Source organism: Amycolatopsis mediterranei (assembly GCF_026017845.1).
Lineage (GTDB): Bacteria > Actinomycetota > Actinomycetes > Mycobacteriales > Pseudonocardiaceae > Amycolatopsis > Amycolatopsis mediterranei.
On the sequence record NZ_CP100416.1, the window covers coordinates 10336182 to 10356229 of the forward strand.

The following is a 20048-nucleotide window of genomic DNA, read 5'->3' on the forward strand; positions in this document are numbered from 1 at the left end:
CGGTGGTCATGACGACCGCCCACCTCACCTGCCCGCTGTGCGAAGCCACCTGCGGCCTGGAGGTGACGCTCGACGCGAACCAGCAGGTCACGCGCGTCCAAGGGGACGACGAAGACGTCTTCTCGCGCGGATACATCTGCCCCAAGGGTGCGTCGCTCGGCGCGCTGCACCACGACCCCGACCGGCTGACCGCCCCGCTGCTCAAGCGCGACGGCGAGTTCGTCGAGGTCAGCTGGCAGGAGGCCTACGACGAGATCGCCCGCCGGCTCCCGCCGATCATCGAGCAGCACGGCCGGGACGCCGTCGCGGTGTACGCGGGCAACCCCGGCGTGCACAACATCGCGCTGACGCTCTACGGCCGAGTGCTCTACAAAGCCTTGGGCACCAAGAACTTCTACAGCGCGACGTCGGTCGACCAGCTGCCGAAGCACTACTCCGCCGGCACGATGTTCGGCGACCCCCTCGCCATTCCGGTGCCCGATCTCGACCGGACGCGGCACCTGCTGATCCTCGGCGCCAACCCGCTCGTCTCCAACGGCAGCCTGATGACCGCGCCGGACATTCGCACGCGGCTGCGCGCCATCCGCGAGCGCGGCGGCAAGATCGTCGTCGTCGACCCGCGCCGCACGCGCACCGCCCAGTTCGCCGACGAACACCACGCCATCCGCCCCGGCACCGACGCGCTGCTGCTGTTCGCGCTGGTCAACGTCCTGTTCGCGGAAAACCTCGTCGCACCAGGACGGCTCGCCGAACACCTCAACGGCCTCGACGACGTCCGGGAACTGGCTCAGCCGTTCACGCCGGAGGCCGTCGCCCCGCGCACCGGCATCGACGCGGCCGAGATCCGCCGGCTCGCGCGAGAGCTGGCGGAGGCCGGGAACGCCGTGGTCTACGGCCGGATCGGCACCACGACGCAGGCGTTCGGCACCCTCGCGAGCTGGCTGGTCGACGTCCTCAACGTGCTCACCGGCCACCTCGACGCCCCGGGCGGCGCGATGTTCCCGCTGGCCGCGTGCCAGCCGACCGGGAACCGGCGGCCGTTCGCCGTCGGGCGCTGGCACAGCCGCGTGCGCGGCCTCCCGGAGGTCGTCGGCGAACTGCCGGTCGCGACGCTCGCCGACGAGATCGAGACCCCGGGCGAGGGCCAGGTCCGCGCGCTGATCACGGTCAGCGGCAACCCCTGCCTCAGCACGCCGAACGCCGGGCGGCTGGCCGCGGCCCTCGAAAACCTCGACTTCATGATCTCCGTCGACGTCTACCTCAACGAGACGTCGCGGCAGGCCGACGTCATCCTGCCCGGTCCGTCACCGCTCGAACGCCCGCACTTCGACCTGGCCTTCTACCAGCTGTCCATCCGCAACGTCGCCAACTGGACGCCCGCGACGCTGCCGTCGGCGCTCCCGCAGGAGTGGGAGACGATGCTGCGGCTCACCGGCATCGTCGCCGGTCAGGGCCCCGAGGCCGACGTCGCGGCGCTCGACGACTTCGTCGCCGCCGAAACCGCCCGCCGCAACGGGCTCGACGTCGCCGTCGCCGGGGAGCGCACCGGGCCCGCGCGCCTGGTCGACCTGCTGCTGCGCGCCGGCCCCTACGACGTCACCCTGGCCGACCTCGAAGCCGCGCCGCACGGGATGGACTTCGGGCCGCTTCAGCCGCGGATCCCCGAGATCCTGTGCACGGCGTCCGGCCGGATCGAACTCGCGCCCGAGCCGGTCGTCGCCGACGTTCCGCGATTGCGGGACGAACTCGCGAAAACCGCGGAAGCCGGCCTGGTGCTGATCGGGCGGCGGCACCTCAGCTCGAACAACTCGTGGATGCACAACCTGGCCCCGCTGGTCCGCGGCGGCAACCGGTGCACCATCCAGGTCCACCCCGCCGACGCGACGCGCCTGGGCCTCACCGACGGCGGCCTCGCGTCGGTCACGTCCCGCGCCGGAAAACTGCAGGTCCCGGTCGAGGTGACCGACGAGATCCGGCCCGGCGTCGTCAGCATCCCGCACGGCTGGGGCCACGACGTCGACGGCTCGCGGACGCGGGTGGCGCGCGCGAACCCCGGCGTCAACTCGAACCTGGTCGCCGACGAGACCCTGCTGGACGTTCCGTCCGGAACGTCGGTGTTGAACGGAATTCCGGTCGAGGTCACCCCCGTCTGACGCTGTGTTGTCCGGGGCTCCGCCCCGAGCCGGGGGCTTCGCCACCCGGGCCCCCGAAGGAACGCTTGACACCGGCGTGGGCGCTGCCGCATCCTCGGCTCGGATGTTGACGTAAACATCGATCTTCTCCTGCGCGCCCCTCGGACATCGGAGTTCGTATGAAGCGCTTTGGCACCCGTATCTGGCTACGCGCCGCGCTGGCCGCGGCACTCACCGTCCCCCTGCTCGCCGTCCCGCAGAGCGCCACCGCCGCCACCAACGCGTTCCGCGGCGTCAACTGGGCGGACGCCCGGGACAACTACGTCGACGGCTGGGTGATCCCGACCGGCCTCACCGCCGGGGACAGCTACGCGAGCGTCCGCAGCAAGGCGGACGGCATCATCACCGGCTTCCAGCAGAAGCTGGGCGCGAACACCGTGCGGCTGCCGATCAACCCGCAGAGCGTCAGTTCGGACTGGTGGGGGCGGTACAAGGGCGCCGCGGACTCGGCCCTCGCCCACGGCATGAAGGTCGTCTTCGGCTACTGGGAAGCGAACAAGGACGGCTTCGTCGACGACACGAACGCGTGGAACACCATGTGGGACAAGGTCACCGCGGACTACGGCGGCAACGGCAACGTGTACTTCGAGCCGATGAACGAGCCGTTCGGCTACAGCCTGAGCGCCTGGGTGTCGCTCTGCTCGACGTGGCTGTCCCGGCATGCGAACATCCCGCGCGGCCGGGTGCTGATCAGCGGCACCGGCTACAACGACAACGTGACGGGCGTCGGCGCGGCGAGCGCGTTGGACGGCACGCTGCTGTCGCTGCACTTCTACGGCTTCTGGGCCTCGGACACGACCCGGTCGGCGTGGACCGCGAACCTCAGCAACCGGCTCGGCTCGTACTCGTCCCGCACGATCATCGACGAGGCCGGCGCCCCGATGACCACGGGCCTGGACTACTCCGCCGGCCACCAGGACGGCAACAACTTCACCGCGTACTTCGCCGCCACCACGGACCTGGCGCGGTCCCGGCAGATGGGCGTCGTCTACTGGCCCGGCCTGCGGTCCGGGGACACGTACTCGATCACGCGGCAGAGCGGCAGCGGCCTGGAGACCAACAACGCGACGGGCGTTGCGCAGCTGCGCTGGGGGTGGGGCCTGTAGGCACCACGGACCTAGCCGAGGTGGACGGGACGCACGTGAGTTTCCCCGGCGTCGTCGTGGCGGTGGCGCCAGCGGTGGTAGACGCCCACGTAGGAGTAGGCCACCACCGCGATCGCGCCGATGCCGATCGCCGGCAGCCACGACTGCGGGAACACCGTGCCGTACAGGTAGTAGGCGTTGAACCCGCCGGGCAGGTCGCCGAGGCCCTGCTGGTGCCGGAAGTAGTTCTCCAGCGCGGTGAACGGGCACGGCACGGGCGCCACGTTGACCAGGATGCCCCAGGCCAGCCCGAGCACGTGGACGAAGATCAGTTTCGGCCAGCGCCACGCCACGAATCCGCCGAAACCGATGAGCAGCAGCGCCAAAATGTGCACCGCGACGGTCACGTCGGCCAGGAACTTCGCCATCGCACCCCCTCCACCGATCCCCCTACCAGCGACTTTACTCCGCCGATCAAGGTCGTCCGTCCTGAAGAATGCCCAGCCGGGTGATGTTTAACCCAGCGGAGCAACTCGTTCACCTGCGCGGTGACGGAGGGGTTACACCCGGTGGAAATTCCGGCGGCCGCTTCGCCGGGTACTGCGTCGGCTCCTCGCGCGGGTACTGGTCCGGCGCGCCGTCCGGTTTCTTCCGGTTCGGGTCGGCTGGGCGCTGCGGTTCCGGCGGCTCCTCGTCCATGCTCCGAAGGTACGCCCGGCCCGCGGCCCCGGCAGCCGGATTTCACCGAAGGCGATCGTGCGGCACTCCGGGAGCAAGCCCTTGCTGTGACGGGAGTCTCGCGAACGCCGCACCGTCGAGGTCGGTGACCACCAGGCGCAGCCGCGCGTTCTCCCACGCCGTGCCCGCCAGTACCGAGCGCACGGCTTGCGCCGCCCGGTCCAGCAGCGGCGGGATCGGCAGCCGGGTCGCGATCAGCCGGACCTGGACCACTCCCGGGCTCAGGTCCACCGCCGTCCCCTCCCGGCCCACCGGCAACGCCGGGGTCGCCGGGTGCAAGCCGTCCACCTCCGCGAGCGCGCCGACGATCCGCTCGACGGCATCGCCGGTGGTCACCGGGCTTCCGGTTCGATGTCCAGAATGGACACTGTCACCTCGGCGACGACCAGGCCGGTCTGCTCGGCCACGAACCGCGTCACCGCGCGCTGCACCGCCCGGCCCACCGCCGCCGCCTGATCGGCCGCCGCCGTGACGAGGTCGATCTGGATCGTGACCCGGCCGTCGGTGGTGCGGACCCGGACGCCGTCCGCGGGCGCCGGGTCGAGGCCCTTCCAGCGCTGACGAGCCGCGCGCGTCCACGCCGTCACCAGGCCGCGCAGCCCCGGTTCGAGGCGCACCACCCCCGGCGTGGTGATCGCCGCCCACGCCGCCACGCCGGCGATCACCGGATCGGCGATGACGTAGTGGGCGCTCTCGGTGCTCATTGCCCTGGCTCCCCGACCGCGTCTTCCTCGACAGCGTCTTCCTCAAAAAGGTCGGCCACGAGCAGGTCGAGCTTCGCCAGCGTCAGGCCCACGCGGGCCGCGGCCGCCGCGGTCACCCGCTCCCGCACCGCTGCCAGCGCCGCCCCACCGGTGGCGTTCCGCAGGCTCACCGCGAGGGTGAGTTCCACCTCGACGCCGCCGGGGACGGGCCGCACGCGGCACCGGCGCGCCCGGACGCCGCCGACGGTGTCCGCCGCGTACCGCAGCACCGACGCCACCGCCTGCTCGCTGACCTCGACGAACCCGGGTTCCGGGGTCGGCAGGCGCACCATCGAGCCGCGCCGCACCTCGGCGCGCACCGCCGACATGATCCGCCCGAACAGGTCCGGCGACGGCGCGTCCTCCGCGGCCGCCAGCTCGGAAGTGGCCTCGCGCAGGGCCAGCAGGCTCTCGCGCGCGGCCCGGCAGTGCGGGCAGGTCAGCTCGTGCTCGTCGGCCAGCCCGGCGCCGACCGCGTCGAGCCGCTCCCACACCTGCTCGACGTCGCGCGCGCAGGGCAGCTCGTAGTCCGTCATCGCCACGGCTTCATCACCTCCGCCAGCTGGGCCCGGGCGCGCGCGATCCGGCCGCGGACCGCGGTCGCGTTCACGCCGACGATTTCGCCGATCTCGTCGTAGGACCGGCCGTGCACTTCCCGCAGCAGCCAGCACGCTCGCTGCTCGGGCGTCAGCAGATCCAGCGCCGCGGTCAACGCCGCGAGCTGGCCGCTGACCTGGGCGGCCCGCTCCGGCTGGAGGTCGGCCCGCGGCGACTCGGCGGTGTCGAGGTCGACGTCGGCCCGGGGGCGCCGCGCGCGGATCACGTTGAGACAGCGGTTCGTGGTGGCCCGGTAGAGCCAGCCGACGAACGCGGCGTCCTCGCCGAGCTGGCCGAGCTTGCGCCAGGCGTTGAGGAACACCTCCTGCACGACGTCCTCGGCGTCACCGCGGTGGGCGAGCATCTTGACGGCGAGCCGGAACATCGGACCCTGGTAGCGCAGCACGAGCTGTTCGTAGGCCCGGACGTCACCGTCCCGCGCCCGGCCGACGAGCGTCACGTCGTCGAGCGGCGTAGTCGTCGTCACGGCACCCTCCTCGCGGGGAGGACACCGGCGGGCGGAAAACGTCACGCCTTGATTCTGGGTGACGGTGGTCACCGGGGCGAATCCACCGATCCGCCCCGGTGACGCTCAGTCCAGGCCGAGGTCGTCCTTGCCGAGGACGTACCGGTACTCCAGGCCTTCCTTCTCGATGGCCTCGCGCGCGCCGGTGTCGCGGTCGACGACCGTCACGACGCCGACGACGTTCGCGCCCGCTTCGCGCAGGGCCTCGACCGCCGTCAGCACGCTGCCGCCCGTCGTGGACGTGTCCTCGACCGCCAGCACGCGCTGCCCGCGGACCTCCATGCCCTCGATGCGCCGCTGCATGCCGTGTTCCTTGACCGCCTTGCGGACGACGAACGCGTCCAGCACGACCCCGTCGGACGCCGCCGAGTGCAGCATCGCCAGCGCGACCGGGTCGGCGCCGAGCGTCAGGCCGCCGGCCGCCACGTAGTCCCAGTCGGCCGTGAGCTGACGCAGGAGCTTGCCGATCAGCGGCGCGGCCGCGTGGTGCAGCGTCGCCCGCCGGAGGTCGATGTAGTAATCGGCTTCCTTGCCGGACGCCAGGGTCACTTTTCCGTGCACCACGGAAAGATCGGTGACCAGCCTGGCCAGTTCGAGTTTCGCCGCTTGATCCAACCCGGGGTTCGCCACGGCCGTGAGTCTTACACACAGCCGGGTTCACTCACCGACGGATGTGGCGTCGACCGCACGCCCGCGCGTCGCCGCCCAGGCCGGGACCAGGATCGCCGCGAGCGAGAGCACCACCGCGATCGCGAGCACGGCCAGGTAGATCGTCACCGGACCCGACGGCAGCAGCGACCCGGTCACCACCAGGCAGAAGGGCACGATCGCGCCCGCCGCGACGAGGGTGCCGAGCAGCACCGCGATGGTCGCGATCAGGCCGCCTTCGACGCCGGCCATGCGCAGCACCTGGCCGCGGGTGAAGCCGCTCAGCCGCTGCACCCCGAACTCCCGGCGCCGCCGCGCGGTGGCCGTCACCAGCGTGTTCACCACGGAGATCACCGTGTACGCGAGGATCATCCCGACGAGCAGGTAGTTGACCCAGGCGCCGACCTCGTTGCCCTTGGCGTGCGCCGCGATCAGCGCGCCGCGATCGCCCACCGACACCGGCAGCCCGGCGGTCGCCTCGCGAAGGCGGGCAGTCAGGGTCGCCGGGTCGACGCCGGGAGCGGCGCGGACCAGCAGCTGCGGGGCGAGCCCGAGCGTCGTGTGCGGGGCCAGCAGTTCCGCGGGCAGGACGAGCCGTTCGAACCCGGGGCGCTGGTCGACGACGGCGGTGACCCGCACGTCCACCGGCGTGCCGTCGCCGAGCCGCAGCGACAGCGTGTCGCCGACGTGGTGCCCGGTCGTCGAAGCCACCTCGACGACGTTGCCGGTCAGCTCGCTGACGCCCAGCGCGGGCCGGCCGTCGTCGTGCTGGCCCGAGTCGAACGGCTTCTCGACGAACACCGTGCTGGTGACGTACTCCGAAGCCCCGGCAACGCCCGGCACCGCGCGCACCCGGCCCGCCACCGCGGGATCGAGCCCGCTCGGGCCGGCCACGACGGCGTCCGCGCGCAGGTCCTCGGTGTAGGCCTGGTTCGAGACGGCTTCCTGGGTGGTCTGCAGGTAGATGTTGGCGGTCGCGATGCCGACCGCGAGCATGATCGGGGTGACCGCACCGGCCGCCCGCACCGCGCCGACACGGGTGTTGCGCAGCGCGACCCGGCCGTTGACGCCGGTGAGCGCCTCCACCGGCCAGCGCAGCAGCGTGGCCATCAGTTTCGTCACGCCGGGGCTGATCGCCGCGAGCCCGAACGCCCACAGCATCACCGCCGGGCCGGCCGTGCTGGCCGCGACCGGGCCGGTCATCACCGCGACCGTGACGATGCCGAGCGCCGTCCCGCCCGCGAAGCACAGGATCGCGACGACCAGCCGGATCGGCGTCAGCCAGCGCCGCTCCACGGCGGCTTCGGCGAGCGCCTCGGTCGGGCGGATCCGCGACGCACGCCGTCCCGCCACGAAGGACGCACCCACGACCGCCAGCAGCGACGCGCCCGCGGCGACCAGCGCCGGGACCCAGCCCTGCTCGTACCGCAGCACGTCCGGGACGACGTGGTGGCCGGCGAGCTGGTCGAACAGCCACTCCCCGAGCACCGGGCCGAGCACCACCGCGAGGCCGACCGCGAGCAGCCCGACCACGAGCGCCTCGCCGAGCACCATCCGGCGCAGCTGGCGCGGGGTCGTGCCGACCGCCCGCAGCAGCGCGAGTTCGCGCTGGCGCTGCTGCGTCGACAGCGTCAGCGTGCCCGCCACGACGAACACCATGACCAGCGCCGAGAGGCCGCCCGAGACCGCGGCCAGCACGATCAGGTTCTCGCCGCTCTTGCCCGTCTCGGGGAACTCGAAGGCGCCGCGGTCGACGCCGGTCGCCACCACACCGGCGTCCCCGACGGCCGCGGTCACGGCGGCGACGTCGCCACCGAAGACGCCGATGGTGTCGAAGCGGCCCGGGTACCCGGAGAGCCGTTCGGCGTCCGAAGCGGCGAAGAAGACCGCCGCGTCCTGCATGGCCTGCGGCGCGTGGGCGATCCCGGAGATCCGGTACCGGCCGGCGCTGCCGTGCGCGGCCACCGGCAGCGTATCCCCGACGGCGAGCCCGAGCCCGGCGTCGACGACGACTTCGCCCGGCTTCGGCGCCTGGCCGCTGAGCGCGTACGGCGTCAGCACGGCGGAATCCCAGGCGTGGCCGAGCACGCTCGCGGCGCCGATCTGCGCCGGGAAACTGATCTCGCCGACGACGTTCGTGACGCCGGGGACCGCGCGCAGGCGGCCGGCCAGGCCTGCGTCGAGCCGGACGCGCTCGGGCAGGGTCGCGTTCTCGAACTTGTGCTTGTCGCCGGGCTCGAGGGTCGCCGGGTCCTCCTCCGGCAGCTTGAGCGTCTGCTGCCCGCCGACGACGATCGGCGCCGCGGCCAGCCGCTGCACCGGCGTCTCGGACCGGATGCCGGTCTCCATCAGGCCACCGCACGCCGAGACGACCAGCGCGCCGAAGAACACGGCGACGAACGTCGCCAGGAAGCCGCCCTTGCGCAGGCGAAGGGTCCTCAGTGCGAGCTTGAACATCAGGCCCGCACCGCCAGCCGCTCCCAGGCCCCCAGGTGGGTCATCCGCTCGGCGACGGCTTCGGCGGTCGGCCGGGCCAGCCGCCCGGCGATCCGGCCGTCGGCCAGGAACACGACGTCGTCGGCGTAGGACGCGGCGACCGGGTCGTGCGTCACCATGATCACCGTCTGGCCCGACGACCGGACGGAGTCGCGCAGCAGGCCGAGCACCTCGGACGCCGTCCGGGTGTCGAGCGCGCCGGTCGGCTCGTCGGCGAAGAGCACCGCGGGGCTCGTGACCAGGGCGCGGGCGATCGCGACGCGCTGCTGCTGGCCGCCGGAGAGCTGCCCGGGCAGATGCTTGCGGCGTCCGTCGAGCCCGACGTGCGCGAGGATCCGTTCCACCAGCCGCTTGTCCGCGCGCTTGCCGGCCAGCTGCAGCGGCAGCACGACGTTCTGCTCGACCGTCAGCGCCGGGAGCAGGTTGAACGCCTGGAAGACGAAGCCGACGCGGTCGCGCCGCAGCTTCGTCAGGTAGGTCTCGTTCTTGCCGTCGAGGTCCTGGCCGTCGAGCACGACCCGGCCGGACGTGGGCCGGTCGAGGCCGGCCGCGCAGTGCAGGAACGTGCTCTTGCCCGAGCCCGACGGGCCCATCACCGCGGTGAACCCGCCGCGCGGGAACGCGATCGAGACCCCGTCCAGCGCGACCACACCGTCGCCGTATTCCTTGCGCACAGCCTCCAGCCGAACCGCGTCGGCTGCCTCGTGCCACCCAGTTGTCATGGGGAAAACGCTATTGAGCCGGCCCCCGCACCACCCTGGTGCAGACGCGCGTCTCGGAGGTGGGGACAGCCCTACTCAGGTGCGGCCCTTGCCGCCGAAGCCGCCGCTGATCCGGCGCAGCACCGCGCGCGGCAGCAGGCCGCCGATCGCGACGACGGCCTTGTACTGCAGGCTCGGCACGGAGATCACCTTGCCGCGGCGCAGGTCCGCGAGCGCCTCTCCGACCACCTGTTCGACACCCAGCCAGGCGATTTTCGGGCCCGGTTTGCCGATTCCGGCCCGTTCGTGGAACTCGGTGGCCGTGAAGCCGGGGCACAGGGCCATCATCCGGACGCCCTTCGGCAGCGACGCGGCGATGCCTTCGGTGAACGACGTGACCCAGTTCTTGCTGGCCGTGTACGTCGAACCGCGGCCGCTGAAGAAGCCCGCAACGCTGCTGACCTGGATGATCTCGCCGTGCCCGCGCTCGATCATGCCGGGCAGCGCGGCCCGGGTGAGCCGCAGGACGGCGGTGACGTTGACGTCGAGCTGGCGCTGCAGCGCGTCCGGCGGGATGGTCCAGAAGTCGCCGTTCAGCCCGAAGCCGGCGTTGTTCACCAGAAGGTCGACGGGCTCGGCGGCGAGCCGCTCCTCGACCGCCGTCCGGCCGTCTGCTTCGGACAGATCGGCGGGCAGCACCTCCACCGCGACACCGTACTTTTCCCGCAGCTCAGCGGCGTAGGACTCCAGCCGCGCGGCATCGCGGGCCACGAGCACCAAGTCGTATTTCTCCGCGGCGAGGGTGCGCGCGAACTGCGCGCCGATGCCCGCCGTGGCGCCGGTTATGAGAGAGGTGGTGGTCATGTGGGTGAACATACTCGCTGGTCACGGGTGGACGTGCGTTCGATTCGGCGGGGAAGTATCGTCCGCCGCATGGGTAAGCACAGCAGGCGCAAAAGCGGCTATCTGCCCAAGGTCGCCGCGGGCGCGGCGCCTGTCGCGCTGCTTTTCGCGGCTCCGGCCACGGCACTCGCCACCCAGACCGACGTCACGCTGCCGCTCGACCGGATCTCCCTCCCGGTCGACCACCGCCACGGCGGCACGCTCGACCGCGACATCTCGACCGCGACCGAGAACGAGACGTCGTCCGCTCGCGAGGCCATCACGGCGACCCGCCACGACTTCGTCGCCAAGGAAGTCGCGGGCGCCCTGCTGATCAACAACCTCTCGGAATCGGCGGCCATCCGCCGCGAGGGCTGGCAGAACACGACGGACTCTTCGGAGCGCGAGAGCGAATCGCTGGTCCGCACCAGCCAGCACGCCCTGCGGCTGGGCCGGATCTCGGCGACCACGGCGAACAGCCAGCGGCTCGGTCAGGGTGCTTCGCGAGACCTGGCGCTCTCACCGGGCCAGGCGGGCTCGACCGAGCGCCGCCTCGGCATCGGCGAGGGCACCAGCCACGGAATCTGGCTCCCGGAGGGCATCGACGTCCTGAGCCAGAACGCGGAGCAGTTCGACACGGGCCTGCACGGCACCTTCGCCGGCGACCTCCAGGGAGCGCTGTCGGCCAGGAGGTCATCGGGCCAGGCGGTCGACCTGGGCCGGCTGGGCGGGGTGGGCGCAACGTCCGAGCAGTACGCGGCCGGCCAGATCGCGGGTGTCCTGGACGTGGGCCAGAAGCACGAGGCAGGCGGCCAGCTGGGCCCGGCGTGGGGCCTGGCGAAGACGAGCCAGTCCGTCGACGCGGCGGGGCCGGCCGGCTCGATCCGCGGCGACCTCGGCGTGGACCACGTGATCCACGCCGAAGGCGGCACGACATCGGTGCGCGGGACCCTCGACCGGTCGGCGTCGCTCAGCGCGCTCGACCGGCCGGTGCTGGGCTTCTAGCCCTCGCTCGGCTTCGGTTCCGCGTCCGCGGGCGCCTGCTGGACCGGCGTCCCCGCCGCCGGAGTGCCCGGGGCCGGGGTGCCCGGGGCCGGAGCGCTCGACGCCGGAGCGCTCGAAGCGGCCGCTGGGGTGCTCGAGGCGGCCGCCGGAGCCGTCGCCTCGGACGGGACCGGGGCGCTCGCCTGGTGCCGGCCCGCGTCGTAGTCCTCGTCGAACGGGTCGACGATGTCCGCGATCTCGCCCAGGTCGCGCAGCAGGCGCTCGAGGCGGGACGGGCCCGCCGTCGGGGCCACGCTGGCCAGCACCCACTCGTTCTCCAGCCAGGCCACGCCGACGTCGCCGCCCAGCTGGTCCGCCGCGTCGACCAGCTCCTGGGTGATCACCACGCGCGCGCCGTCCGCGTCGTCCGCGAAGGCGTACCGCGCTCCGATCGGGCCGAGCATCTCGGGCATGTCCGCGCGCTGGAACGGGACGCTGGACAGCCACATCTCGATCGGGATGCGGTGCTTCTTGTTGCAGCGCACCGCGACCACCACCGCGGGGATCTGGCCTTCGGTTTCGATGTCGAAGATGAACACCGGGCGGCGGCCGTCGGAGGTGAAGGTCGAACCCGCGACCACGTTCACGGCCGCGTCCGCGCCGAAGTAGCCGATCGCGCCGTTGGACCACTGCTGCGGCAGCCGCTCGTCCTCCTCGACGAACTGCCAGCCGCGCAACTGTGCCCAGCGCATTCGCTCGCGGTTGCGCGAGCCCTCCTTCGCCCGGTCGGCCGCGAGCAGCCCCAGCCCCGCCACCAGGGCGACGGCCGCGATGACGAACCAGATCCACGCCGGAATACCCACGACCGCCAGGGTATCGCCTGTTACACCGGAGGGATGATCGCCGGTACCCGTGTCGCCGGGCCCATTCGGAGCATTTTCCGCCCCTGGCGGGTCGACAAATCGGCATGAACCACTGTGGACAGCCGTGAAGGCCACCTCGGGCGAGGTGGCCTTCACGAACCGTCAGACCCGGGTGACGGTCAGCGCGTCACCGGCCTCCAGCTCCGGGCCGTCGACACGCACGGTGTCGCCGTCCCGGATCTCGCCCGACAGCAGCTCCTTCGCCAGCTTGTCGCCGATCGCCGACTGGACCAGCCGCCGCAGCGGGCGGGCGCCGTAGATCGGGTCGAAGCCGTTGAGCGCGAGCCACTCGCGGGCGCTGTCGGTGACGTCCAGGTTCAGCCGCCGCTGGGCCAGCCGCTTGGCGAGCCGGGCGATCTGGATGTCCACAATGGACGTCAGCTGCTCGGTGCCGAGCGAGTGGAACACGACGATGTCGTCGAGCCGGTTCAGGAACTCCGGCTTGAACTGCCGCTGCACCACCTCGAGCACCGCGTCCCGCCGCTGCCGCTCGTCGAGCGACGGGTCGGCGATGGCCTGCGAACCGAGGTTCGAGGTGAGGATCAGGATGGTGTTGCGGAAGTCCACCGTCCGGCCCTGGCCGTCGGTCAGCCGCCCGTCGTCGAGGACCTGCAGCAGCACGTCGAAGACGTCCGGGTGGGCCTTCTCCACCTCGTCGAGCAGGACCACCGAGTACGGGCGGCGCCGCACGGCCTCGGTCAGCTGGCCGCCCTGGTCGTAGCCGACGTACCCCGGCGGGGCACCGACCAGGCGCGCCACCGAATGCTTCTCGGCGTACTCGCTCATGTCGATCCGCTGGATCGCCCGCTCGTCGTCGAACAGGAACTCGGCCAGCGCCTTGGCCAGCTCGGTCTTGCCGACGCCGGTGGGGCCGAGGAACAGGAACGAACCGGTCGGCCGGTCCGGGTCGGCGACGCCGGCACGGGCGCGGCGCACCGCGTCCGCCACCACCTGCACGGCTTCGGCCTGCCCGATGACGCGCCGGGTCAGCTCCTCCTCCATCCGGAGCAGCTTGCCGGTCTCGCCCTCCAGCAGCCGGCCCGCCGGGATGCCGGTCCACGCGCTGACCACGTCCGCGACGTCGTCCGCGCCGACCTCCTCCTTGAGCATGACGTTCTGCTGGCTGGCCTCGCTCGCCGCGGTGGCCGCTTCGAACTCCTTCTCCAGCGCGGGGATCCGGCCGTAGCGCAGCTCGGCGGCCTTGCCGAGGTCGCCGTCGCGCTCGGCGCGCTCCGACTCGCCGCGCAGCTGCTCGAGCTGCTCCTTGAGCTCGCGGACGCGCTCGATGGAGCCCTTCTCGTTCTGCCAGCGCGCGGTCAGCGCCGTCAGCGTCTCGCGCTTCTCGGCCAGCTCGGCACGCAGGTTGGCGAGCCGCTCCTTCGAAGCGGCGTCGCTCTCCTTGGCGAGCGCCATCTCCTCGATCTCGAGCCGGCGCACGGCCCGCTCGACCTCGTCGATCTCCACCGGCCGCGAGTCGATCTCCATGCGCAGCTTCGACGCGGCCTCGTCGACCAGGTCGATCGCCTTGTCCGGGAGGAAGCGCGCGGTGATGTAGCGGTCGGACAGCGTCGCGGCGGCGACCAGCGCGGCATCCGTGATCCGGACACCGTGGTGCACCTCGTAGCGCTCCTTCAGCCCGCGCAGGATCGCGATCGTGTCCTCCGGCGACGGCTCGCCGACGAGCACCTGCTGGAAGCGCCGCTCCAGGGCGGCGTCCTTCTCGATGTGCTGGCGGTACTCGTCGAGCGTGGTCGCGCCGACCATCCGCAGCTCACCGCGGGCGAGCATCGGTTTGATCATGTTGCCCGCGTCCATCGCGCCGCCCTCGCCGGTCGCGCCGGCGCCGACGATGGTGTGCAGCTCGTCGATGAAGGTGACGACCTCGCCCGCGGAGTCGGTGATCTCCTTGAGCACGGCCTTCAGCCGCTCTTCGAACTCGCCGCGGTACTTCGCGCCGGCCACCATCGACCCGAGGTCGAGGGCGACGACGCGCTTGCCGCGCAGCGACTCGGGCACGTCCCCGGCGATGATGCGCTGGGCCAGCCCTTCGACGATGGCCGTCTTGCCGACGCCCGGCTCGCCGATCAGGACCGGGTTGTTCTTCGTGCGCCGCGACAGCACCTGCACGACGCGGCGGATCTCGGTGTCCCGGCCGATGACCGGGTCGAGCTCGCCGGCGCGGGCGCGCGCGGTGAGGTCGACGCCGTACTTTTCGAGCGCCTTGAACGTGCTCTCGGGGTCCGCGCTGGTGATCCGGGCCGAGCCGCGGACCTTGGCGAACGCCTCCTGCAACGCGTCCGGCGTCGCACCGTGGCGCTTGAGCAGGTCGGCGACCTGGCCGCCCTCGGTGGCGAGCCCGACGAGCAGGTGCTCGGTCGAGACGTACTCGTCGCCCAGCTCGGTGGCGAGCTTCTGGGCGCGCGTCAGCGACTTGACCGCGTGGGTGTCGAACTGCGGGCTCGACACGGTGGCGCCGGTCGCGGACGGCAGCGCCGCGATGAGCGGCTCGAGCTCCTTGTGCACCACTTCCGGGTCGGCCCCGACCGCGGTCAGCAGCGGTGCGGTCAGCCCCTCACCCTGCGCCAGCAGGGCGCCCAGCAGATGGGGAGCCGACACGTGCGGGTTGCCGGCCATGGTGGCCGCCTGCGCCGCGGACGAGATCGCCTGCTGGGTCTTCGTGGTCGGGTTGAAAGCGTCCATCCCTCACCTCATGCTCGGTACTGCGAGAAAGTCGTGGTGACAGGCCTGACCGTGACCCGTCTCTATCCCTAACGCAGGAAAACTTGAGTCTGTTCCGCTCAACTCTGGCCAGGTGCGACGGCGCTGGCCGGCAACCGGGAGCCGAGGGTGCCGAGCCCGGCCACGGCGAGACCGGCGCACGCCCCCACCAGCACCCAGGGTAACCAGTCGGCGACCGAGAACAAGGCCACCACGGCGGGCGCGATCACCTGCGCCACGGTGAACGCGTACTGGTACGCAGCGAGATAACGTCCGCGGGCGACCGGAGGTGCCGCGGCCTCGGCGAGTGCCCCCGATCGCGGCCCGAAGACGAGGTCACCCGCGGCGAACACCAGCGTCGACACCAGCAGGTACACCACCCGCCAGGCGTCGGGCACGAGCAGCACGCCCAGGCTGACCAGGCACCACGCGGAGAACAACGCCGAGCCGGCGCGCATCGCCGCGATCCGCGTCAGCCGGGCGGTGAGCCGCAGCGCGAGCGTGCCGCCGACGCTGGTCAGCACGGTCAGCAGGGCGAGGATCGTGCCCGGCAGCCAGACCGGGCCGTGCAGCCGGTCGAGGACGAACACCGGCGTGCCGATCAGGAAGAAGTCCAGCGAGAGCCCGAAGAGGCCGCTGAAGACGATGAGGGCCAGGTACGGCCGGTCACGCAGCACGCGGACCGACCGTTCGCAGACCGGCCGGTGCGGCCGCGCCAGCCGGACGAAGAAGACGAGGATCAGCGCGGCCAGGAAGAACGTCAGTGCGTCCGCGGTGAGCGCGATGCGGTAACCGGCCTTACCGAGCCACGTCAGCATCGCTCCCGCCACCAGCCCGCCCAGGCCGAAGGAGGCGGCCCGCACCATCCCCACTTCGGCGAACGGCCGGTCCTTCGGGCCGTCGCCCGCGACGTCGGCGATGAGCACGAACAGGGAGCTGTAGAAGAGCTGCTGCCCGGCGGACAGCAGGACGGCCGCGACCACCACCGGGCCCGCACTGCCGGCGATCAGGTACGCCCCGACGCCCGCGGCCTGCAGCAGCTGGGCGCAGATCACCACGGCGCGCGGCCCGACGCGATCGACGAGCCGGCCGGCGAGCGGCGGCACGACGAGCCCGCCCACGGCACCCAGGGTGACGGCGGTGCCGGCCACGGCCAGCGGCACGCCGACCACCTGCGTCACGTAGACCAGTGCCAACGGGAGGAACAGACCTGAGCCGAAGTTGTCGATCCCCAGCGCGCACAGCAGTGCGACCCGGTCACGCGTCACCCCACCGACGTTAACCCTGCCGAACGCCGCCAAGTCAGGACCGAACGGACAGTTTCGACAGGGGAAAAAGCCACTTCCAGTGGGCCTCTTCCCCGCGGTATCACTTGTTCGTGTCAGCCAGGTAGGCGTTGCTGCCGAGGGCCTGGCGGAGGTCGGCGTTCATCTCCGCCAGCCGGGCGGTGAGGTCGGTGACGCGCTCGTCGTCCCAGCCGCCGAGCGCCTTCTCCATGAACTCGACGTAGCCGGCGCGCCAGCGGGCGAGCTCGGCGCGGCCCTTCTCGGACACGCTCACCAGGGACGCCCGGCCGTCTTCGGGCGCGGGACGGCGGTCGACCAGCCCCGCCGCGGACAGCTGGGTGATCTGCCTGCTGACGACCGAGAGGTCGACGAACCGGCGTTTCGCCAGCTCGGACGGCCGCGTCTCGCCGTTCTTCGCCAGGTCGGACAGCAGCATCGCGGCCGCCGGGTGCAGGCCGGGCTCGCTCTGCCAGGCTTGCATGATCCAGGCGTGCTGGAGCTGGGAAGCGGTCTTCAGCTCGCGCATGAGCTCGACCCGGACGTCGTCGTCGGTGCTGTCGAAGCTCATCGGCGCCTCCCTTAGTTGTGCCATACAAGTATATTGCCGGACGCTTGCTCGGGACAACCATCTCTCCGGTGAGGTCCCCCACGCCTGACCGGGCCGAATACACCCGGTCGGAGCAACAATGCGGGCAAAAGGGCGCCCGGCGGCTACCCTGCGGACGGACCCGCGCGCGGTCCCGGCGAGTGACGAGGTGGAGGCAGTGGCGATGGACCCAGGAGGCGGCCGTGACCGGCGGCATCCGAGCACCCGCAGCCGTCTCCGCGCTCGGGCCGGCGGTGCATGATCGGGTGTCCCCGCTCAACCGTCCCGGACTCGTGAACATTCCATGACAGCCGACTCGGTCAGCCCGCTCCCCAGGTCCTCGGCCCCGCGTGAAGCCCCCGCGGCCGTGACCGCGATGGTCCGGCTCATCCGGGACAGCTGGGCCAGGTCCGAGCCGTACATCGCCGACATCTCGCAGTTCTTCTACGGGATGCTGTTCACCCTCGCCCCGACCACGCGCGACTTCTTCCCGATCAACATGGAGATCCAGCGCGGCCGGCTGGTGCGCGCGCTGGTGCACATCGTGCAGATGGTCGACCGGCCCGACGACCTCGCGCCGTTCCTGCGCCAGCTGGGCCGCGACCACCGCAAGTTCGGCGTGGTGCCCCGGCACTACGAAGCGGTCGGCACCGCGCTGCTGGCCTCGCTCAAGAACCACCTCGGCCCGGCGTGGACGCCCGAGGTCGAACGGGCGTGGGCGGAGGCGTTCACCATCGCCGCCCGGGCCATGCAGGACGCGGCCGCGTCCGACACGAACCCGCCGTCGTGGTCGGCCACCGTGGTCGAGCACCGGCGGCTGACCTGGGACCTCGCCCTGGTGCGGCTGGTGCCCGACCAGCCCGTGCCTTACCACCCGGGGCAGTACGTGAGCGTCGAAGTGCCGCAGCGGCCACGGCTGTGGCGCTACCTCTCGCCGGCGAACGCGCCGCGCGAGGACGGCGGCATCGAGTTCCACGTCCGCGCGATCGACGGCGGCTGGGTCTCCCGCGCGATCGTCAGCCACACCCAGCCCGGCGACGTCTGGCGGCTCGGCCCGCCGCTGGGCCGGATGACGGTCGACCGCGAGTCTTCGCGGGCCGTGCTGATGATCGCCGGCGGCACGGGCGTCGCGCCGCTGCGGTCGATCCTCGACCACCTCGCGCTGTGGGGCGAGAACCCCAAGACCCAGCTGTTCTACGGCGGCCCGGCCCGCGAGGACCTCTACGACCTCGAAGAGCTGCGCGCGCTGGCCGCGACGAACCCCTGGCTGACCATCACGCCGGTCGTCGAACGCGGCGGCGACGTCCCCGGGTTCGAGCAGGGGACGCTGGCCGAAGCCGTCACGCGGTACGGCTCCTGGCCCGGCCACGACATCCTCGTGTCCGGCTCGCCGGCGATGATCCGCGCGACGGTGTCGCGGATGCTGGTCGCGGGCAGCGCGCTGGACCAGATCCAGTACGACCCGTTCACGATCGACTAGCCACCGCCGCCACCGGCAATCCGCCGTCCGGTGAACAATTCGTTATGCATCGGAAATCGGTAACTCGGTAACGGATGAATCCGACGGCGTGATCATTTGTACGCAGCGACAGACGGGGTTTACCGGGCGTACCTGAATTGCTCCGTTCGAGCGGGAACGCGCGGAATCACGCGCATCTGCACGGGAATTCGCCTACAGTCAGGAACCCTCGGGGGCGGCACCGCACGGCGACGCCGCAGGCACGGCGCCAAAAGCCTTTGCACGACTGGAGATTACCGTTCCCGATGAATGCTGAATCCGTGAAGATCTCCACCATGCCCGAGACGCTTCCCGTTTCGGCTGTGGCAGGTCGAGAGATGGCCAGGTTGATTCGTGAAAGTTTTGCGGAGATCGAGTCGGAAGCCGACGAACTCGCGCAGTACTTCTACGGCGCGTTGTTCGTGGTCGCCCCCGATTGCCGTGATCTTTTCCCGGTCACCATGGCGACGCAGCGGAGCCGGTTGCTGCGCGCGCTGGTGTACGTGGTGCAGATGGTCGACCGGCCCGACGAGCTGGTCACCTTCCTCGGGCAGCTGGGCCGCGACCACCGGAAGTTCGCCGTCGTCTCCCGCCACTACGACGCCGTGGGCGTCGCGCTGATCGCGGCGCTGAAGCGGTTCCTCAAGGAGAAGTGGACCGCCGAAGTCGAATCCGCGTGGACCTCGGCCTACGGGCTCATCGCCAAGGCGATGCGCGAGGCCGCCCAGGCGGAGACGGGCCCGGCGGCGTGGTCGGCGACCGTGCTCGAGCACCGGAGGCTCAGCCGCGACGTCGCACTGGTGAAGGTGCGCACCGAAGGGCTGCTGCCCTACCGCGCGGGCGGGTACGTCAGCGTGGAAGTGCCGCAGCGGCCGCGGTTCTGGCGGTACCTCTCGCCGGCGAACGCGCCCCGCGGCGACGGGCAGCTCACCTTCCACGTGCGCGCGGTGCCCGGCGGCTGGGTCAGCGGGAGCATCGTCAACCACACCCGGCCGGGGGACGTGTGGCGCCTCGGGCCGGCGATGGGCGTGCTGAACGTCCGGCCGACGTCCACGAAGGGGCGGCTGCTGATGATCGGCGGCGGCACCGGGATCACGCCGCTGCTGGCGATCCTCGACGACCTTTCGCGCTGGAAGCGGAACCCGCCCGTGCACCTGTTCTTCGGCGGCCGGCGACCGGAAGACCTGTACGCGCTCGAGGAGCTGCGCCGGCTGGCCTCGACGTCGAAGTGGCTGACGGTCACCCCGGTCACCGAGCAGGGCGCGCTGTCCGGCGGCGACCGCGGCACGCTCGCCCACGCCGTCACCCAGCGCGGCACGTGGGAGAATCACGACGTTCTCGTTTCCGGTTCGCCGCCGATGATCCAGGCGACCGTCGCCCAGCTCCTGGCCAGGGGAATCGATCTGGAACGAATATCCTACGACCCGTTCACCCTGGACTGAAGT

General features: G+C 71.8%; 18 protein-coding genes. 5 read left to right on the forward strand and 13 right to left on the reverse strand.

Translation table 11 applies throughout. The features are described from left to right. Nucleotides 1-8: 8 nt before the first annotated feature. Both ISP_RS46820 and ISP_RS46825 read left to right on the forward strand, forming a co-directional pair. The gene (locus tag ISP_RS46820; RefSeq protein WP_014467867.1) at nucleotides 9-2153 is read left to right on the forward strand and encodes a molybdopterin-dependent oxidoreductase; all 2145 of its coding nucleotides are present in this window, start codon (nucleotides 9-11) and stop codon (nucleotides 2151-2153) included. A gap of 158 nt (nucleotides 2154-2311) precedes the next feature. Beyond that, a complete protein-coding gene (locus ISP_RS46825) occupies nucleotides 2312-3298 on the forward strand; it encodes a cellulase family glycosylhydrolase (RefSeq protein ID WP_013230851.1) in 987 nt (328 codons plus the stop codon). Between the two features lie 11 nt (nucleotides 3299-3309). Here ISP_RS46825 and ISP_RS46830 read toward each other — a convergent pair whose 3' ends face one another. The 9 genes from ISP_RS46830 to ISP_RS46870 all read right to left on the reverse strand — a co-directional run bounded on the left by ISP_RS46830 (nucleotide 3310) and on the right by ISP_RS46870 (nucleotide 10590). Continuing rightward, a complete protein-coding gene (locus tag ISP_RS46830) occupies nucleotides 3310-3705 on the reverse strand; it encodes a DUF2784 domain-containing protein (RefSeq protein ID WP_013230852.1) in 396 nt (131 codons plus the stop codon). A 313-nt stretch (nucleotides 3706-4018) separates the two neighbouring features. Continuing rightward, nucleotides 4019-4351 (reverse strand): hypothetical protein, encoded by a 333-nt coding sequence (locus tag ISP_RS46835; RefSeq protein ID WP_013230853.1) that lies wholly within the window; start codon nucleotides 4349-4351, stop codon nucleotides 4019-4021. Continuing rightward, the gene (locus tag ISP_RS46840; protein WP_013230854.1) at nucleotides 4348-4719 is read right to left on the reverse strand and encodes an Asp23/Gls24 family envelope stress response protein; all 372 of its coding nucleotides are present in this window, start codon (nucleotides 4717-4719) and stop codon (nucleotides 4348-4350) included. The genes ISP_RS46835 and ISP_RS46840 overlap by 4 nt, the downstream gene beginning before the upstream one ends. Beyond that, nucleotides 4716-5300 (reverse strand): hypothetical protein, encoded by a 585-nt coding sequence (locus tag ISP_RS46845; RefSeq protein ID WP_013230855.1) that lies wholly within the window; start codon nucleotides 5298-5300, stop codon nucleotides 4716-4718. The genes ISP_RS46840 and ISP_RS46845 overlap by 4 nt, the downstream gene beginning before the upstream one ends. After that, a complete protein-coding gene (locus ISP_RS46850; protein ID WP_013230856.1) occupies nucleotides 5291-5842 on the reverse strand; it encodes an RNA polymerase sigma factor in 552 nt (183 codons plus the stop codon). Before ISP_RS46850 ends, ISP_RS46845 begins: the two co-directional genes overlap by 10 nt. 105 nt (nucleotides 5843-5947) lie before the next feature. Beyond that, entirely contained in the window at nucleotides 5948-6511 is a 564-nt protein-coding gene (gene pyrE, locus ISP_RS46855) for an orotate phosphoribosyltransferase (protein WP_013230857.1), read from the reverse strand. Between the two features lie 27 nt (nucleotides 6512-6538). After that, complete coding sequence (locus ISP_RS46860; RefSeq protein ID WP_013230858.1) at nucleotides 6539-8986, reverse strand: FtsX-like permease family protein; 2448 nt, start codon at nucleotides 8984-8986, stop codon at nucleotides 6539-6541. Continuing rightward, the gene (locus ISP_RS46865) at nucleotides 8986-9747 is read right to left on the reverse strand and encodes an ABC transporter ATP-binding protein (protein WP_034284384.1); all 762 of its coding nucleotides are present in this window, start codon (nucleotides 9745-9747) and stop codon (nucleotides 8986-8988) included. Before ISP_RS46865 ends, ISP_RS46860 begins: the two co-directional genes overlap by 1 nt. Before the next feature lie 75 nt (nucleotides 9748-9822). Continuing rightward, nucleotides 9823-10590, reverse strand: coding sequence for an SDR family NAD(P)-dependent oxidoreductase (locus ISP_RS46870; protein ID WP_034284395.1), 768 nt, complete (start codon nucleotides 10588-10590; stop codon nucleotides 9823-9825). A 69-nt stretch (nucleotides 10591-10659) separates the two neighbouring features. On the opposite strand from ISP_RS46870, the gene ISP_RS46875 reads away from it, so the two are divergent. After that, complete coding sequence (locus ISP_RS46875) at nucleotides 10660-11613, forward strand: hypothetical protein (protein WP_013230861.1); 954 nt, start codon at nucleotides 10660-10662, stop codon at nucleotides 11611-11613. On the opposite strand, the gene ISP_RS46880 is transcribed toward ISP_RS46875, so the two are convergent. The 4 genes from ISP_RS46880 to ISP_RS46895 form a co-directional block, all read right to left on the reverse strand. Further along, nucleotides 11610-12455, reverse strand: coding sequence for a type III secretion system chaperone family protein (locus ISP_RS46880; protein WP_013230862.1), 846 nt, complete (start codon nucleotides 12453-12455; stop codon nucleotides 11610-11612). The two genes, ISP_RS46875 and ISP_RS46880, sit on opposite strands and share 4 nt — an antisense overlap. Before the next feature lie 162 nt (nucleotides 12456-12617). Beyond that, on the reverse strand, nucleotides 12618-15215 hold the full coding sequence (gene clpB, locus ISP_RS46885; RefSeq protein WP_013230863.1) for an ATP-dependent chaperone ClpB: 2598 nt from the start codon (nucleotides 15213-15215) through the stop codon (nucleotides 12618-12620). A 98-nt stretch (nucleotides 15216-15313) separates the two neighbouring features. Then, complete coding sequence (locus ISP_RS46890) at nucleotides 15314-16501, reverse strand: MDR family MFS transporter (RefSeq protein WP_013230864.1); 1188 nt, start codon at nucleotides 16499-16501, stop codon at nucleotides 15314-15316. A gap of 100 nt (nucleotides 16502-16601) precedes the next feature. Further along, complete coding sequence (locus ISP_RS46895) at nucleotides 16602-17087, reverse strand: MarR family winged helix-turn-helix transcriptional regulator (protein WP_013230865.1); 486 nt, start codon at nucleotides 17085-17087, stop codon at nucleotides 16602-16604. 322 nt (nucleotides 17088-17409) lie between these two features. On the opposite strand from ISP_RS46895, the gene ISP_RS46900 reads away from it, so the two are divergent. Both ISP_RS46900 and ISP_RS46905 read left to right on the forward strand, forming a co-directional pair. Next, nucleotides 17410-18585, forward strand: coding sequence for a globin domain-containing protein (locus ISP_RS46900; protein WP_176742063.1), 1176 nt, complete (start codon nucleotides 17410-17412; stop codon nucleotides 18583-18585). A 356-nt stretch (nucleotides 18586-18941) separates the two neighbouring features. Beyond that, entirely contained in the window at nucleotides 18942-20045 is a 1104-nt protein-coding gene (locus tag ISP_RS46905) for a globin domain-containing protein (protein ID WP_013230867.1), read from the forward strand. Nucleotides 20046-20048: the final 3 nt, after the last annotated feature.